General features: G+C 34.8%; 16 protein-coding genes. 15 read left to right on the top strand and 1 reads right to left on the bottom strand.

Annotated elements, in window-relative coordinates; all coding sequences use genetic code 11:
• Positions 1-167: 167 nt before the first annotated feature.
• The 8 genes from oppD (at position 168) to ACRYLU_RS09090 (ending at position 9,335) form a co-directional block, all read left to right on the top strand.
• On the top strand, positions 168-1,184 hold the full coding sequence (oppD, locus tag ACRYLU_RS09125) for a murein tripeptide/oligopeptide ABC transporter ATP-binding protein OppD (protein WP_445080893.1): 1,017 nt from the start codon (positions 168-170) through the stop codon (positions 1,182-1,184).
• A complete protein-coding gene (oppF, locus tag ACRYLU_RS09120) occupies positions 1,181-2,140 on the top strand; it encodes a murein tripeptide/oligopeptide ABC transporter ATP-binding protein OppF (protein ID WP_021468831.1) in 960 nt (319 codons plus the stop codon). The genes oppD and oppF overlap by 4 nt, the downstream gene beginning before the upstream one ends.
• On the top strand, positions 2,121-3,080 hold the full coding sequence (gene oppB / locus ACRYLU_RS09115) for a murein tripeptide/oligopeptide ABC transporter permease OppB (protein WP_021722649.1): 960 nt from the start codon (positions 2,121-2,123) through the stop codon (positions 3,078-3,080). The genes oppF and oppB overlap by 20 nt, the downstream gene beginning before the upstream one ends.
• A gap of 9 nt (positions 3,081-3,089) precedes the next feature.
• Positions 3,090-3,974, top strand: a complete 885-nt coding sequence (gene oppC, locus ACRYLU_RS09110; RefSeq protein ID WP_014017416.1) for a murein tripeptide/oligopeptide ABC transporter permease OppC — start codon at positions 3,090-3,092, stop codon at positions 3,972-3,974.
• A gap of 105 nt (positions 3,975-4,079) precedes the next feature.
• On the top strand, positions 4,080-5,882 hold the full coding sequence (locus tag ACRYLU_RS09105; protein ID WP_445080892.1) for an oligopeptide ABC transporter substrate-binding protein: 1,803 nt from the start codon (positions 4,080-4,082) through the stop codon (positions 5,880-5,882).
• A gap of 201 nt (positions 5,883-6,083) precedes the next feature.
• Complete coding sequence (locus ACRYLU_RS09100; RefSeq protein WP_012898406.1) at positions 6,084-6,830, top strand: tyrosine-protein phosphatase; 747 nt, start codon at positions 6,084-6,086, stop codon at positions 6,828-6,830.
• A gap of 71 nt (positions 6,831-6,901) precedes the next feature.
• The gene (locus tag ACRYLU_RS09095) at positions 6,902-7,903 is read left to right on the top strand and encodes a choloylglycine hydrolase family protein (protein WP_058205220.1); all 1,002 of its coding nucleotides are present in this window, start codon (positions 6,902-6,904) and stop codon (positions 7,901-7,903) included.
• A gap of 139 nt (positions 7,904-8,042) precedes the next feature.
• Positions 8,043-9,335, top strand: coding sequence for a hemolysin family protein (locus tag ACRYLU_RS09090; RefSeq protein WP_445080891.1), 1,293 nt, complete (start codon positions 8,043-8,045; stop codon positions 9,333-9,335).
• Positions 9,336-9,390: 55 nt separating this feature from the next.
• Here ACRYLU_RS09090 and ACRYLU_RS09085 read toward each other — a convergent pair whose 3' ends face one another.
• The gene (locus tag ACRYLU_RS09085; RefSeq protein ID WP_010906159.1) at positions 9,391-9,828 is read right to left on the bottom strand and encodes a universal stress protein; all 438 of its coding nucleotides are present in this window, start codon (positions 9,826-9,828) and stop codon (positions 9,391-9,393) included.
• An 81-nt stretch (positions 9,829-9,909) separates the two neighbouring features.
• Between ACRYLU_RS09085 and ACRYLU_RS09080 the strand changes: the two genes are divergently transcribed.
• From ACRYLU_RS09080 to ACRYLU_RS09050, 7 genes are all read left to right on the top strand, one after another.
• A complete protein-coding gene (locus ACRYLU_RS09080) occupies positions 9,910-10,047 on the top strand; it encodes a hypothetical protein (protein WP_003130287.1) in 138 nt (45 codons plus the stop codon).
• Between the two features lie 9 nt (positions 10,048-10,056).
• Positions 10,057-12,432, top strand: a complete 2,376-nt coding sequence (locus tag ACRYLU_RS09075; protein WP_445080890.1) for an ATP-dependent DNA helicase DinG — start codon at positions 10,057-10,059, stop codon at positions 12,430-12,432.
• A gap of 134 nt (positions 12,433-12,566) precedes the next feature.
• The gene (locus ACRYLU_RS09070; RefSeq protein ID WP_003130291.1) at positions 12,567-13,010 is read left to right on the top strand and encodes a cell wall elongation regulator TseB-like domain-containing protein; all 444 of its coding nucleotides are present in this window, start codon (positions 12,567-12,569) and stop codon (positions 13,008-13,010) included.
• On the top strand, positions 13,007-14,188 hold the full coding sequence (locus ACRYLU_RS09065) for a pyridoxal phosphate-dependent aminotransferase (protein ID WP_098393275.1): 1,182 nt from the start codon (positions 13,007-13,009) through the stop codon (positions 14,186-14,188). Before ACRYLU_RS09070 ends, ACRYLU_RS09065 begins: the two co-directional genes overlap by 4 nt.
• Positions 14,185-14,496, top strand: a complete 312-nt coding sequence (locus ACRYLU_RS09060; RefSeq protein ID WP_012898403.1) for a hypothetical protein — start codon at positions 14,185-14,187, stop codon at positions 14,494-14,496. Before ACRYLU_RS09065 ends, ACRYLU_RS09060 begins: the two co-directional genes overlap by 4 nt.
• A 47-nt stretch (positions 14,497-14,543) precedes the next feature.
• A complete protein-coding gene (asnS, locus tag ACRYLU_RS09055) occupies positions 14,544-15,887 on the top strand; it encodes an asparagine--tRNA ligase (protein ID WP_012898402.1) in 1,344 nt (447 codons plus the stop codon).
• 137 nt (positions 15,888-16,024) lie between these two features.
• Positions 16,025-16,480, top strand: coding sequence for a hypothetical protein (locus ACRYLU_RS09050; protein ID WP_038601924.1), 456 nt, complete (start codon positions 16,025-16,027; stop codon positions 16,478-16,480).
• Positions 16,481-16,498: the final 18 nt, after the last annotated feature.

Below are 16,498 nucleotides of genomic sequence, written 5' to 3'. Positions count from 1 at the left end.
TCTTAATTATGACATTAGGGGAGTGTTTTTTTATTCCGAATATACTAAATTGTTGCAAAAATTAATAAAAAAGAATATAATACCGTAAGTTCTTGTTTTGAAACAAAAGTAATTTGTTTTCAATAAAAGACATTGAGTATAAATAAGAATACAGAATGGAGGTAAATGTGGAAAGTGAAAATATTTTGGAAACAAAACAAGTGAGTGTTGCTTTTCGGATTGCTGGTAAATTTCAAAAAGCAATTTATGATATTGATTTAAGGCTTAGACGTGGTGAAGTTTTAGCCATTGTTGGGGAATCCGGTTCTGGGAAGTCAACTTTTGCAACTGCTGTTATGGGATTACATAACCCAAATCAAACTCAAATTACAGGCTCCATTTTATTGGATGATGAAGAAGTGATTGGTAAAACGGGTGATTCCATGGCAAGTATTCGAGGAAGTAAAGTTGGAATGATTTTTCAAAATCCACTCACTGCGCTTAATCCATTGATGAAAATTGGGCAGCAAATCAAGGAAATGTTGGCCGTGCATGATGTTTATCCAGAAAATCAGTATGAAAGTAGAAGCTTTCAACTTTTAGAACAAGTAGGAATTCCAAATCCTAAAAGAGTCGTTAATCAATTTCCTCACCAACTTTCAGGCGGGATGAGACAAAGAGTAATGATTGCAATAGCCATTGCCAATGACCCAGATTTGATTATTGCTGATGAGCCAACGACTGCTTTAGACGTTACCATTCAAGCTCAGATTTTAGACTTGATTTTAGAAGTACAAAAGAAGAAGAATGCTGGGGTTATTCTAATTACTCATGATTTAGGGGTTGTTGCTGAAGTTGCTGATACAGTGGCGGTGATGTATGCCGGACAACTCGTCGAAAAAGCTTCTGTTGAAGAGATTTTTCAAAATCCCAAACATCCATACACCCGGTCACTTTTGCGTTCAAATCCATCTGCCGAAACAGTTTCGGATGATTTATATGTGATTCCAGGGTCCGTGCCTTCTCTGTCAGAAATTGAGTATGACAAAGATTTATTTCTCGCTCGAGTGCCTTGGATGAAAGAAGAAGCTCAAAAAGTAATTTCGGAAAAAATGACTGAAATTTCTCCAAATCATTTTGTTCGAGGTCAGGCTTGGGAAAAATTTGAATTTCCAGCTCAAAAATTGAAAGGGGATAAAAAGTGAGCGAAATTCTTAATTTAAAGGACTTAAAAGTTTATTATCCTATTCGATCTGGTTTCTTTAATCGAGTGACAGATAATGTTTTAGCCGTTGATGGAGTAGATTTAACAATTCATGAAGGAGAAACTGTCGGTTTAGTTGGTGAATCTGGCTCTGGAAAATCAACGATTGGCAAAACAATTGTTGGTTTAGAACAAATGACATCAGGACAATTGATTTACAAAGGACAAGATGTCAGCAAAAAAAAGATAAGAAACCACCTCAAATACAATAAAGATGTTCAAATGATTTTTCAAGATGCATTTTCGAGTTTGAATCCACGGAAAACAATTTACGATATCATTGCGGAGCCTATTCGAAATTTTGAAAAATTAGATGCTAAGACAGAAAATAAACGGATTCATGAATTATTGGATATTGTTGGACTACCTAAACAAGCTTTAGAACAGTATCCTTTCCAATTTTCTGGAGGTCAACAACAAAGAATTGGAATCGCACGGGCAGTTGCTACTAATCCTAAGTTAATTGTGGCAGATGAACCAGTTTCGGCATTAGACTTATCTGTTCAAGCTCAGGTTTTGAATTTCATGAAGCTCATTCAAAAAGACTTGGGAATTGCATTTCTTTTTATTTCTCATGATTTAGGGGTTGTCCGCCATATGACCGATAATATTGCAGTCATGCACAACGGTCGAATTGTCGAAAAAGGAACACGAAGAGATATTTTTGATGAGCCACAGCACATTTATACTAAACGACTCTTATCTGCTATCCCTTCGATTGATGTTACAAGAAGAGCGGAAAATCGGAAAAACCGTCTAAAAGTTGAACAAGACTTTGAGGATAAAAAAGCAAACTTTTATGATAAAGACGGACACGCTTTGCCCTTACAAAAATTAAGTGAAAGTCATTGGGCTGCTTTGCCAAAAGGAGGGGAAAATGTGGAAAGTAATTATTAGACGTATTTTATTGATGATTCCTCAATTATTTATCTTGAGTATTCTTATTTTCTTCTTTGCTAAATTGATGCCTGGTGATCCTTTTTCAGGGTTGATTGGTCCTCATACCGACCCACATGAAGTTGAAGCATTAAGACGGGCAGCAGGTTTATATGACCCTTGGTGGGAGCAGTATCTCAGGTGGCTAGGGAATGCCATACATGGGAATTTAGGAATGTCCTATAATCTCAAAGAGCCCGTGATGACTGTCATTGGACATAGAGCGGTTAATACTTTTTGGATGTCACTTTTGTCAGTTATTTTAACTTACTTATTTGCTATTCCAATGTCGATAGTTGCAGCTCGAAATGAAGGAAAATGGCAAGACCAATTGTGGTTGACCTATAATTCAATTACTTTTGGTATTCCACCTTACGTATTCTATCTCTTGATTATCTTTATCTTTGGTTATAGTCTTAATTGGTTTCCGACAGGTGGGACGGTAAGTCCAAATGCGATGGGAACAATTCCTGTTTTCTTTAGTAAGATTTATCACATGATTCTTCCAGCATTTAGTTTGGCGGTCTTTGGAACAGTTGGAATCTTTACTTACTTCCGCTCAGGAATTTTAGATGAACAAACACAAGATTATGTACGAACGGCTCGAGCCAAAGGGGTTAAGGAAAAAGTGATTTTTAGACGTCATATTTTGAGAAATGCCTCATTACCAATTGCTTCTAATTTTGGATTTGTGATTACTGGACTCTTGGGAGGAGCAATCTTTGCTGAAACAATTTTTGGCTATCCTGGCTTAGGACAACTTTTTATTACTTCAATCACTGGGCGAGATTATTCAATGATTACGGCTTTGATTTTATTAAATGGTTTTTTGGGACTTCTTGGAGCCCTCCTGTCGGATATTATCATGGCAATGGTTGACCCACGAATTCGGATTCAATAAGGAGTGAAAATGACAGAAAAAAAACACAAAAATTCTTTATCATTAGTTCACTCAATCAAAGAAGAACTAAAGAATGACAAATTAGCACTGATTTCAGCACTTTTCCTAGTTGCTGTCTTTCTAATCGTTTATATTTACTCGATGTTTTTAAAACAATCAAATTATGTTGATGTTAATATTATGGACCAGTATCTTGCACCACTGACAAATGGACATTTACTGGGAACTGATAATGGTGGTCGAGATATCATCATGATGTTAATGATTTCTGCACGAAACTCTTTCAATATCGCTTTTGCAGTTACACTTATTACTTTAGTTGTAGGAAATATATTAGGGGTAATTACGGGCTACTTTGGTGGGAGATTTGATTTAATCTTCATGCGTTTCACTGATTTTGTTATGATTTTACCATCATTGATGATCATTATTGTTTTTGTAACTATCATCCCACGGTTTAATTCTTGGTCTTTGATTGGGATTATCAGTATTTTTAGTTGGATAGGGACAACGCGTTTAATTCGGGCAAGAACAATGACGGAAGTCAATCGAGATTATGTTCGAGCATCAAAAACTTCGGGAACCTCTGATTTTAAAATTATGTTTCGGGAAATATGGCCCAACTTGTCCACCTTAGTCATTGCTGAAGCAACGCTTGTTTTTGCTGGAAATATTGGTTTAGAAACAGGGCTTTCTTTCTTAGGTTTTGGACTTCCAGCAGGGACACCATCTTTGGGGACAATGATAAATGAAGCAACTAATCCAGAGACAATGACTGATAAGCCTTGGACTTGGGTTCCAGCAACAGTGGTCATCCTAATTGTGGTGCTTGCCATTATCTTTATCGGAAATGCGCTCAGACGAGTGGCTGACCAAAGACAAGCTACAAGATAAACAACATTCAAGAGTGATAAAAATGTTTATCTATTAAAAATGGATATGATAAATTAAATATTATATTGAAGTAAGAAATAAAAAGAAATTATTGGAGAAACTAAGATGAACAAAATAAAAGTAACTTTATTGGCAAGTAGTGTAGTTTTAGCAGCTGCCCTCCTAAGTGCTTGTGGCTCTAACCAAAGCTCAAGTACAAGTACAAAAAAATTAAAAGCGGGTAACTTTGACGTTGCTTATCAAAATCCAGACAAGGCAATCAAAGGTGGAAATTTAAAAGTCGCTTATCAAAGCGATTCTCCGATGAAAGCTGAATGGTTGGCAGGACTTTCTGATGATGCCACTTTTAATGTGATGTCGAATCCTGGAGGAGGTCAAGATGCTCTCTTCTTTACTAACAGTTCCTTTAAATTTATCAATGGGGGACCTGCTAATGTCAGCCTAGACCAAAAAGCAAAAACAGCAACGATTACGCTTCGTAAAGATTTGAAATGGTCTGATGGCTCAGAAGTAACGGCTAAAGATTATGAGTTCACTTATGAAACGATTGCTAATCCTGCTTATGGCTCCGACCGTTGGACTGATTCTCTGGCAAATATTGTTGGCTTGAGTGATTATCATGCGGGTAAAGCTAAAACAATCTCAGGAATTACTTTCCCTGATGGTGAAAACGGAAAAGTCATCAAGGTTCAATTTAAAGAAATGAAACCAGGGATGACACAATCAGGAAATGGTTACTTCCTTGAAACGGTAGCGCCTTATCAATATTTGAAAGATGTCGCTCCTAAAGATTTGGCTTCTAGTCCAAAAACGACAACGAAACCATTAGTTACAGGGCCTTTTAAACCGGAAAATGTGGTTGCCGGTGAATCTATTAAATATGTCCCAAATCCTTACTATTGGGGTAAAAAACCAAAACTAAATTCGATTACTTATGAAATTGTATCAACCGCAAAATCAGTCGCAGCCCTTTCTGCGCATAAATACGACTTTATCAATTCGATGGCTAATAGTCAGTATAAACAAGTAAAAAACTTAAAGGGATACAAGGTTTTAGGACAACAAGCACTATATATTTCCTTGATGTACTATAATCTTGGACATTATGATACTAAAAATTCAATTAGTGTCCAAGACCGTAAAACGCCATTGCAAGATCAAAATGTTCGTCAAGCCATTGGTTATGCCCGTAATGTCGCAGAAGTGGATAATAAGTTCTCAAACGGACTTTCAACTCCTGCAAATAGTTTGATTCCGCCAATCTTTAAGCAATTTACGAGTCCATCAGTTAAAGGATATGAAAAACAAGACCTTGATAAAGCGAATAAACTTTTGGATGAAGATGGATGGAAATTGAATAAATCTACAGGCTACCGTGAAAAAGATGGAAAAGAATTATCGCTGGTTTATGCGGCTCGTGTAGGTGATGCAAACTCTGAAACCATTGCTCAAAACTACATCCAACAATGGAAGAAAATTGGGGTGAAAGTTAGTCTTTACAATGGTAAATTGATGGAATTTAATTCTTGGGTTGATCATATGACCACTCCTCCAGGAGCAAATGACTGGGATATCACTGACGGTGCTTGGTCATTGTCATCAGAACCTTCGCAACAAGATTTGTTCTCAGCAGCAGCACCTTATAACTTTGGTCACTTTAATGATTCAGAAATCACTAAGGATTTAAATGATATTGATTCTGCCAAGTCTGAAAATCCAACTTACCGTAAAGCAGCTTTCGTTAAATATCAAGAAGATATGAATAAAAAAGCTTATGTTGTTCCAACAAACTATACTTTGAACTACACACCAGTAAACAAACGTGTAGTTGGGATGACGCTTGACTATGGTGCAATGAATACTTGGTCAGAAATTGGTGTTTCTTCTGATAAGTTAGCCACCAAATAGTTTTATTTAACTTTTGTTTACAAGTTTTTTGTAAAAATACCCTCACTTTAGTTTTCGCAATTCTAAAGTCAAAGAAGCTCAAATTTATGATTTGAGCTTCTTTTGTTTGATGATTTTTAAGATTTGAACTTATGAATTTAAAAATTAATTAATTTAAAAATGCTATAATAAGCCTAACTAATAATTAATCGAGGAGGCAATATGCTAGTAAATTTTAGAGATATTCAGGCACAAAACTCAAAAGAATCCGGACTAAAAAAGAATATATTTTTTAGAGGAGGTCAGTTGACCGATTTAACAGCTGAGGATAAAAAAATTCTTACGAATAAATTCCAAATTGGGAAAATTTATGATTTTAGGGGGCAAGAAGAGGTCACTACTCAACCAGATGTTGAACTCAAAGGAATTAAATATGAAAATATAGATATTTTAGCTTCTGAAACTTCAGGAAATAATGGCTCTTTACAGGATATGATTATTAATGCCACAGATATTAGTGAGGCGATGATGAAAACTTATGAAAGTATCGTCATCAGTAAGTCTGCTTTAGAAGGATATCGAGCTTTTTTACTGGATCTTTTAGAGCAAAAACAAGCTGTTTATTTTCATTGTTTTGCTGGAAAAGATAGAACTGGATTTGCGGCTGCCTTGCTTTTAAGACTGGCAGGAGCTTCTGATGAGGAGATTATGAAGGATTATCTCAAAACGAATATTGCTCGCAAAGAGGTGAATCAAGAAATTATCAATTCATTAAAAGAAAAACTCACTGAAGACCAAATTGAGGGATTACAGATTGCTCTTACTGTGGATAAGAACTATTTATTTCATGCCAGAGAAATAATGAATGAAAATTTTGGTTCTTTTGAGGGCTACTTAAGTGAAGGACTCTCACTTGAGAAGGATTATATCGAGCATTTTCAAAGCCTCTATTTAAATTATAAATCATAAAAAAGTGATTTTGAACTCTTTTGCTAATTGATGTATAATTAAGTTAATAGAATACATTGGAGGTACAAAAGATGATTGGATGTAGTAGTTTTACACTAGAGAGTCAAGATAATAAACATTTTCTTTCTCGTACAATGGATTTTCAAATAGAAATGGCGGAACAAATTCTTTTTATTCCAAGAAACAAGGAGATAGGAATTGCCCACTCTAATGAAGAGACAATTGAAACATCCTATGCTTGTTTAGGGATGGGTGCGATGGAAGAGGGGCATCCAGTACTCTTTGATGGAATCAATGAAAAAGGGTTAATGGGTGCGACTTTGTATTTCCCAGGCTATGCTGACTATAGTGAGAATATCAAAAAAAATCAAAAGGGAATTTCACCTGATATGGTTATTCCAACGGTCCTCACTCAAGCGAGTAATTTAGAAGAAATCATTGATTTCTTTGATAAGAAATTTGTTATTATTAATGATACTAATCCAACCTTAGGTCTTACGCCTCCTTTACATTTTATTTTTTCTGATTCTAGTGGTCAAAGTTTGATTATTGAACCAAGGCAAGGTGGACTTTCAATTATAAAAGATTCAATTGGAGTGATGACAAATAGTCCAGATTACCAATGGCACGAAACTAATTTAAGAAATTATCTTTCTTTTACACCTAATCAAAAAGAAAGTATCGAACTATTAGGAAAGACATTAAAACCATTTAGTCAAGGTTCAGGTACTTTTGGCTTTCCAGGAGATTTTACGCCTCCTTCAAGATTTGTTAGAACAGCTTATTTAAAAAACTACGCTGAGAAACCAAGTAATGAATTAGCCGCTATTACGCTTTGTCATCATATATTAGAATCTGTAAGTATTCCAAAAGGAATTGTTATAACTGAGCATGGAGCAAGTGATTTCACTTGTTATTCGGCATATATGTGCTCAGAAACTCTAAGTTATTATTTTTCAACTTATGGTAATCAAAGAATCAGGAAAATAAGTTTGTCAGAATCCTTGAAAAATGAGAAGGAATTTAAAAACTTTCCTATTGTCAATGAGGAAGATATTTTAGAGTTAAATTGATAAATATTTAATCGAGTAAATAGGAGGGATATTCATTACGTTCTTTGAATTCAAGAAGTATTTTTTAAATATTAGTTTTAAGTATAGCAATCCTAAAAAGAAATTCGAGAAATAATAGAGAGAAATTAAGGAAAAAATAGTGATTTTACATTTATTTATAATAGTTTTAATGATTTTTCTTACGGCATTTTTTGTTGCGGCTGAATTTTCGCTGGTAAAAATACGTAAAAGTCGTTTAGAAACATTAGAAAAAGAAAATAATAAAAGGGCAAAATTAGCACTTAATATCGTCAATCACCTTGATTCTTATTTAAGTGCCTGTCAACTTGGAATCACTTTGACTTCGTTGGCAATTGGGTGGGTAGGTGAAAGTACGATGCATAGTATTTTAGCTCCCCTCTTGTCTTATGTTCCTCTACCTTCTGCGTTATTAGACAGCTTGTCTATTATTTTAGCCTTTTTATTAATTACTTTTGTTCATGTGGTAATCGGAGAACTTATTCCAAAATCTTTAAGTATTACAAAAACTGAAGGAGTTGTTTTAACGGTTGCTGCTCCGCTCCATTATTTTTATAAACTTACCTATCCTTTTGTGTGGTTATTAAATGCTTCAGCAAGTTCAATTGGTAAATTGTTTAATTTAAGTTTGGCTACTGAAGGTGATGAAATCCATTCAGAAGAAGAGTTAATTTTAATTGCTAATCAAAGTTTTATTAAAGGGGAAATCAACGAAAAAGAGTACGAATATCTCAACAATGTCTTTGAATTTGATGATTTGATAGCTAAGGATATCATGGTGTCGAGATTAGATATGGAGACGATTCCCGTTGATGTTTCGATTGAAGAAGCTTTAAAATTTGCGATTAAAAAAGGGCACACTCGTTTCCCTATTATTGCTAAAACTAAAGATGATATTTTAGGCTATGTTACGCTTCAAAATTTGATTAAAGAGTATTTAACTGCTCCCGGTCAAGAAATAAAGAAAATCATGCAAGAACCTATTATATTTATTGATACTATTCCCGTAAAGTTATTACTCTCAGAGATGCAAAAAGAGCATAAACATTTTGCTATTCTATTGGACGAGTATGGTGGGACAAGTGGACTTGTGACAATTGAAGATATTCTTGAAGAGTTAGTTGGTGATATTCAGGATGAAGAAGATCATGAGAAAGAATTGGTAGTAAAGCTTTCTCCGACTACTTATCAGGTAGATGGTAAATTGCTTTTATCTGAATTTGAAGAACTATTTAATATTGATTTGGCTCAAAATAATTTAAGTAAAACGATTAGTGGGTTTATTACAAATTATTCACTAGAGCAAAATGAGCCACTTGAGGTAGGACAGACTTTCGAATTTGATAATTTAAAAATTACTATTATTGAAATGGATAAAATTACTCCTCATATTTTAGAAGTTAAACGAGTGTAGATTGTATTTGAGGTATAAAAAAAACGGAGCTTTAAGAGGCTCCGCTTTTTTTATTTTATTGACGAACGACGAGGACATCGCATGGTGCATTTTTGATAATGTAATCCGCCACTGAACCGATAAAGATACGTTCAATGTAAGAAAGACCAGTTGCTCCAAGAACAATGAGGCTAATTTCTTCTTCTTTTGGAAGAGTTTGGCCAAGCATGACTTTTGGAGAACCAAATTCAACACGAGTTTTGACTTTTTTAACGCCAGCTTTTTTTGCTTCGTCAGCAAAGTCATTAATGAGGTTTTCAGCACCTTTGTGTGTATCATCAGCAACAACTGAATCATAGGCTGAGATAGATTGGAAGGCACGAAGGTCAATGACGTTAGCGATAACGAGTTCAGCATCGTTACGAAGTGCTGTTGCAACTGCTTTGTCAAAAGCTTTAGTAGCTTCTACCGAACCATCAATACCAACAAGGATTTTCTTATAGTTATCTAACATAGGCGACTCCTTCATAAGTTTTTATCTATATTTTAATTTTACTCTTATTTTGTCAATTTGTAAAAAGAAAACTGTTAAAAAATGGTTTATGGTATAATTGATGAAGTGAATTTCTTTAAAATAGTGGAAAAAATTACTGACAGAAATAGAAGTTCTCTATTGAAAGTCTGTCAGCAAATTTTGATGACTTATGAACTTAAAGAAAACTGTAAGAAATAGGTGAAAAATATGACTCGATATGCTGTGGTGGATCTGGAAGCGACCGATGCTCATAGTAGTGAAAATAAAATTATACAGATTGGGATTGTTCTTGTTGAAGATGGAGAAATTGTTGAAACTTTTTCCACTGAAGTCAATCCACATGAACCTTTGCTTCCAAGGATTAGTGAACTGACAGGTTTGTCAGATAAACAGTTAAAGACGGCTCCTGAGTTTTCAGAAGTTGCTGCAAAAGTGCGAGAATTACTGACAGACAGTGTTTTTGTTGCTCATAATGCTAGGTTTGATTATGGACTTTTAGAAAAAAGTTTTCTTAATGCTGGTTTGGAATTTAATGAAATGTTGCGTGTCGATACAGTCGATTTGGCGCGTGTTTTTTATCCAACTTTTGAAAAATATGGTTTAGAATCATTGAGCGAAAAGTTAGATTTAGCACATGACCATCCGCATGCCGCAGTTTCGGATGCTTATGCGACAGCTGAATTATTGCTGAAAATAGAAGCAAAAATCCAAAAGTTACCAAGAAGCGTTTTGGAAGAGTTGCTTAGACATTCGGACAATTTACTTTTTGAAAGTAAAACTTTTTTACAAGAGCAGTTGGATAAAACAAAAATTCGACCAGCTGGCTTTAAAGTGGTTCATAATATTGCGACGCGTAAGTTTAGGGCTTCTGTCAGTAAAAAAAGTCCCCTGACAGCCTTGTCAGCAAATTTTTCAGAAAATATCAGTAGATTGGGCTTGGCTTCTCGCTCAAAACAAGAAAAATTAGCTCATTTAATGGAAACAGAGCTTACACATTTACAAGCAAGTTTTATTGAGGCACCGACAGGACTTGGAAAAACTTATGGTTATTTACTGCCAGTTTTGGCCTCAGGAAAAGGTTTGGTCGTTTCAACGGCAACCAAAGTTCTCCAAAAGCAATTAGTAAATGATGTGGCACCAAAACTTGGGAAAACATTTGGATTAAAAATGGCCAAGATTGTTGGGACTAAAAATTACATTTCTCTGAGAAAATTTTCTGAGCTTTTATTAAATAATACTGACGGCAAAAATTTTGAAATTTTTAAAATGAAAATTTTAATTTGGTTGACAGAAACAAGAACAGGCGAATTGGATGAAGTTTCAAAAGTCATGACTAATGATGACTATTTTGAAGTCATTCGCCATGATGGCTATGTCAATACAAAACAGCTTCATTATGAACAGGATTTTTGGTTGAAAGCCCAAAAAGAAGCTGAACAGGCTGAAATTAAAGTGGTGAATCATGCCTATTTGATTGAACGTTTAGCTGACTATCCTGAAACTTTTTTGGAAAATCGTGTTCTTGTTGTTGATGAGGCTCAACAATTATTTCCTATCATGGAAAATGCGGGTCAAAAATCTTTAAAAATTACTGACGAACTGATAAAAATTGATGCTGAAACAAGTGAAAATCCCCAGCTGACCAAAAGGCTTCAAGAGAGTCTAGTTTTTCATCTTAATAAAAAAGAACTTGATTTAAATAAAATAAAGATAGATGCTGATGAACTTGGCTTGAGAAATCTGTCAGCACTTTTAGAAGCTGATAATCAAATTGTCTGGCGTGAAAATGGGATGCTTTATGCGAGTGACCAAGATTTTTATAATTTTGAACGATTGATTCCTAAAAATACCAAACTTTTTATGTTGGGAGCGACATTGTCATTATCTAAAGACAAACCGTCATTTCCTGACTTACTTGGTTTTACAGACTATCGCTTTTTCAAAATTGAAGGAAATCAAGCCACTAATCAGCAATTGCTGACGGTGACAGATGCGCCTAATATCAAAAATCTAAGCTTAATTGATTATGCAGATTACACAGCAAATTCAATTGGAGAACTTTCAAAATTGAATTTGCCAATGGTGGTCTTATTTACTTCAAAAATGGCTTTGACTTTTGTTGCTGAGAAATTATCTGCTGAAGGGTTTGAGATTTTAGCACAAGATATTAATGGGAGTCCAGCCCAAATCAAGAAAAAATTTGATAAAGGTGAAGGAAAAATTTTATTAGGTTTGGGTTCTTTTTGGGAGGGAGTCGATTTTGATAAGCAAAATCAAGTGATTCTTGTTATTCCAAGACTTCCTTTTGCAACGCCTGATGATATTTTAACTAAAAAATATGCTCAAAAGTTTGAAAATCCTTTCTATGATTTTAATGTTCCAATGGCAACTTTAAAATTACGGCAGGCCATTGGTCGGGTAAATCGTCGTAAAAATCAGTACTCAAGTATTGTCGTATTAGATAAAAGACTTGCAGGGAAATCTTACGCCAAAAGAATGCGAAAAAATCTTTCAGAAACTTTACCTGTAAAAATGCTGAATTTACTAGACACAATCAGCGAAATCAAGAATTTTTTGATATAATAAAACATGTTTAAGCAAAAACTTAAAATGGGAAATTGGACAAATTATTTTTTCCTAATCATGAGAAATTTTACTAATAAGCCTTCAAATAATCTTTGAAAAAAGATTTTCTCAAATTTTGAAAGAAGAAAAATATGAAAAAGCGAAAAATGACTCGACATTCGCAAATTATAATTGGAATTTTAGTGATAATTTTAGCCATTTATTTGTCTATCAGTCTTTTCTTTTGGAAGAGTCTAAATCCCTATCATTCCGTTCGAGCGCAAGCGATTGACATTGCCACAGAAAAAACAGATTTAGTTAAAGCGACAGGATTTGATATTGCTGCAACTGACACCGTGACTTATTCAATTGTTGGCCTTAATAAAGCGAATCAAGAAATTGGAATTCTAATTCCAAAAAAATCTGGTAAAATTAAAGAAGTTAAATTATCGCAAGGGGTTTCACCAGCAAGCTTAACGACAAAAGATACGAAATCAGTTGTCTTAGCGCTTTACAAAGGGAAGCCGGCTTGGGAAGTAAATAATAGCAATGGTTTTAAAGTTTATGACTTTGAGTCAGGAAAAGAGTTGATATGAAAAAAAATTCTGATTTTGTATTAAAAATGGATGAGTCCGTCACTCTTGCTGCGGCAAATCGCGCAAAAGCATTAAAAGCACAAGGGCGAGATATTATTGACCTGACACTTGGGCAGCCAGACTTTTCAACACCAAGAATAATTGGTCAAGCAGCTATTGAAGCAATCGATAATGGTAAGGCGAGCTTTTATACACAAGCTGGTGGACTTCCAGAATTAAAAAATGCAGTTCAACATTATTGGACGCGTTTTTATAATTATGAAATTCAACCAAATGAAATATTGATTACAGCTGGAGCAAAGTTTGCTCTTTATGCTTACTTTATGGCAACTGTTGACCCTAACGATGAGGTAATCATTCCTGCTCCTTACTGGGTTTCTTATGTTGACCAAGTGAAAATGGCTGGAGGAAATCCGGTAATTGTAGAAGCCAAGCAAGAAAATAATTTCAAAGTTACAGTTGAGCAATTAGAAGAAGCAAGAACAAGTAAAAGCAAAATTTTATTACTCAATTCACCTTCTAATCCAACAGGAATGATTTATTCTAAAGAGGAATTAACAGCCATTGGAGATTGGGCTGTCGCTCATGATTTATTAATTTTGGCAGATGATATTTATCATCGCTTAGTTTATAATGGAGCGGAATTTACAGCAATTTCAAGTCTATCTGATGAAATTCGGAAAAGAACGACAGTGATTAATGGTGTTTCTAAAACATTTGCAATGACTGGTTGGCGGATTGGGCTAGCTGTAGGTGACCCAGAAATTATTTCTGCGATGACTAAGATTGCGAGCCAAACGACTTCTAATCCAACTGCTGTTGCTCAATACGCAGCAATAGAAGCTTTTGAAGAAAGAGATAATAGTTTTGAGATAATGCATGCAGCATTTGAAGAACGTTTAAATATCATTTATGGTCAACTTTCTGAGGTTCCAGGATTTGAACTTGTAAAACCAAATGGTGCTTTCTATTTATTCCCGAAAGTGACTCAGGCAATGGCGATGAAAGGCTATAGTGATGTGACTGATTTTACAACTGCTATTCTTGAAGAAGCAGGTGTAGCCTTGGTTACAGGAGCAGGTTTTGGTTCGCCGGAAAATGTGCGCTTGAGCTATGCAACAAGCCTTGAAAATTTAGAAGTTGCAGTGGCACGTTTAAAAGATTGGATGAATGAATGATCGATAAAAAAGAAGCAAAATCGGCCTATAAACTTTCAAAAAAAGTTGGAGCAGTTGTTGCTTATAAGAATCTCGAAACGAATGAACGCTATATTGATATAGCACCAGACTTAGCAGGTGTAAAAAATCGTTTTGAATTTGCCAAAAAAACGGGAATTGGCTTACCTTATGCCATTGAAAAAGCAGCAAAAACAGCTGATTTTGAATTGGAAGTTCTTGAAGAATTAGAAAAAGATGAGCTCCAAACCACTAAAGAATTCAAAGAAGATTTAAAAACTTTAAAAGAAATCTGGCTTGAAAAGTTTTAAAAGTATTATTTGAAAATTATAAAATTAAAATATAGAAGGACTTATTTATGAAAGACTTAATTTCAATCATCGACGTCAAAGACCATGTTGGTGAAACAGTAAAAATCGGCGCTTGGGTTGCTGACAAATCAGGTAAAGGAAAACTTCAATTTCTTCAACTTCGCGATGGAACAGCATTTTTCCAAGCTGTTGTTTTCAAACCAAATATGATTGAAAACTTTGGTGAAGAAGAAGGAACAGCTAAATTTGATGAAATTAAACATCTCTCACAAGAAACTTCAGTTTATGTGACAGGTGTCGTTAAAGAAGATTCACGTTCAAAATTTGGTTATGAACTTGATGTGACTGATTTGGAAGTGATTGGTCAATCACATGATTATCCAATTACACCAAAAGAACACGGCGTTGAATTCCTCCTTGATAACCGCCATTTATGGTTGCGTTCAAAACGTCAAATGGCAATGATGCAAGTGCGTAATGCAATCATCTATGCAAGTTATGATTTCTTTGCGAAAAATGGCTTCATTAAGTTTGATAGCCCAATTCTTTCAGGAAATGCTGCTGAAAACACAACAGAACTCTTTGAAACAGATTATTTTGGTAATTCTGCTTTCTTGTCGCAATCAGGACAACTTTATCTTGAAGCAGGAGCAATGGCTCTTGGACGTGTTTTCGACTTTGGGCCAGTATTCCGTGCGGAAAAATCAAAAACTCGTCGTCATTTGACAGAATTTTGGATGATGGATGCAGAATATCCATTTGTTACTCATGATGAATCATTGGATATTCAAGAAGCGTATGTGAAAGCTTTGATTCAAGGTGTTTTGGATAATGCTGCTTATGCTCTTGAAACACTTGAACGTGATACAAGCATGTTGCAAAAGTATATTGATACACCTTTCAAACGTGTTTCTTATGATGATGCTATTGATTTGTTGCAAGCACACGAAAATGATGAAGATACAGATTATGAGCATGTAGAACATGGGGATGACTTCGGTTCGCCTCATGAAACATGGATTTCAAATTACTATGGTGTTCCAACATTTATCGTCAACTATCCTGCAAGTTTCAAAGCTTTCTACATGAAACCAGTCCCTGGTAACCCAGAACGCGTTTTGTGTGCTGACCTTTTGGCTCCAGAAGGTTATGGTGAAATCATTGGTGGTTCAGAACGTGAAACTGATTATGATTTGTTACTTAAGAAAATTGCTGATTTCGGTTTAGATCCTAAAGATTATGATTGGTATTTAGAACTTCGTAAATTTGGTTCAGTTCCTCATGCTGGTTTCGGACTTGGTCTTGAACGTATGGTCACTTTTGTCGCTGGGACAGAACACATTCGTGAAGCCATTCCATTCCCACGTATGATTAATCGTATCCAACCTTAATAAAAAACCTCTATTTTAAGAGGTTTTTTATTTTTACTATTTAGGAGGTTTAATGCTAGTTTTAAAAGAATATTGTATGAAATGATTAATAAATTTGGAGAATGATAGCCTTTGCAAGACTGTGATATAATTAACTTATGAAAAATAATGAAGAACCTCGGATGAAGTGGTCGGATGATGAATATGAAGCAATGATAGATTTGGCAACAAGACAGTTGGCTGAGCGAATGGCTGAAAGAGCTTTGATGACCTATGAGATTTATAAATATGATTATCTTGATTCGCAGTTTGTGGCCGATTTTATTGCAGAGTTTGTCATTAGTGCTTATCGTTCATATTTAATCAAACCAGAAAATCTTGATGAAGAGGTGATGCTTTTATTATTTGTCAACATGGCTTATGAAAATATGCGAGGATTGCCAGATGAAGTGGCACAATACCACAGACTTTTTAGACAACTTTGTGACCTTTATTATGAACAAGGTTGTTTACGTCATGCTTTGGTTGATGAAGCAGATTATCAGGAAATGGTTTTGGCAATTTTAGCTGATATTTTTATGGAAGTGAAAATGAGAAAAAAATTTAAAAAGTAATTTTGTAATCTTAAAGGG

The sequence above is a fragment of the Lactococcus sp. KTH0-1S genome, from assembly GCF_052544945.1.
The sequence above is the reverse complement of the archived record's forward strand: the minus strand, read 5'-3'. Positions and strand labels throughout refer to the sequence as shown.

Coding starts and splice junctions, on each gene's coding strand:
- oppB (WP_021722649.1), top strand. CDS start 2,121: ATGTGGAAAGTAATTATTAGACGTATTTTATTGATGATTCCTCAATTA.
- oppC (WP_014017416.1), top strand. CDS start 3,090: ATGACAGAAAAAAAACACAAAAATTCTTTATCATTAGTTCACTCAATC.
- ACRYLU_RS09105 (WP_445080892.1), top strand. CDS start 4,080: ATGAACAAAATAAAAGTAACTTTATTGGCAAGTAGTGTAGTTTTAGCA.
- ACRYLU_RS09100 (WP_012898406.1), top strand. CDS start 6,084: ATGCTAGTAAATTTTAGAGATATTCAGGCACAAAACTCAAAAGAATCC.
- ACRYLU_RS09095 (WP_058205220.1), top strand. CDS start 6,902: ATGATTGGATGTAGTAGTTTTACACTAGAGAGTCAAGATAATAAACAT.
- ACRYLU_RS09085 (WP_010906159.1), bottom strand. CDS start 9,828: ATGTTAGATAACTATAAGAAAATCCTTGTTGGTATTGATGGTTCGGTA.
- ACRYLU_RS09080 (WP_003130287.1), top strand. CDS start 9,910: ATGGTTTATGGTATAATTGATGAAGTGAATTTCTTTAAAATAGTGGAA.
- ACRYLU_RS09075 (WP_445080890.1), top strand. CDS start 10,057: ATGACTCGATATGCTGTGGTGGATCTGGAAGCGACCGATGCTCATAGT.
- ACRYLU_RS09070 (WP_003130291.1), top strand. CDS start 12,567: ATGAAAAAGCGAAAAATGACTCGACATTCGCAAATTATAATTGGAATT.
- ACRYLU_RS09065 (WP_098393275.1), top strand. CDS start 13,007: ATGAAAAAAAATTCTGATTTTGTATTAAAAATGGATGAGTCCGTCACT.
- ACRYLU_RS09060 (WP_012898403.1), top strand. CDS start 14,185: ATGATCGATAAAAAAGAAGCAAAATCGGCCTATAAACTTTCAAAAAAA.
- asnS (WP_012898402.1), top strand. CDS start 14,544: ATGAAAGACTTAATTTCAATCATCGACGTCAAAGACCATGTTGGTGAA.
- ACRYLU_RS09050 (WP_038601924.1), top strand. CDS start 16,025: ATGAAAAATAATGAAGAACCTCGGATGAAGTGGTCGGATGATGAATAT.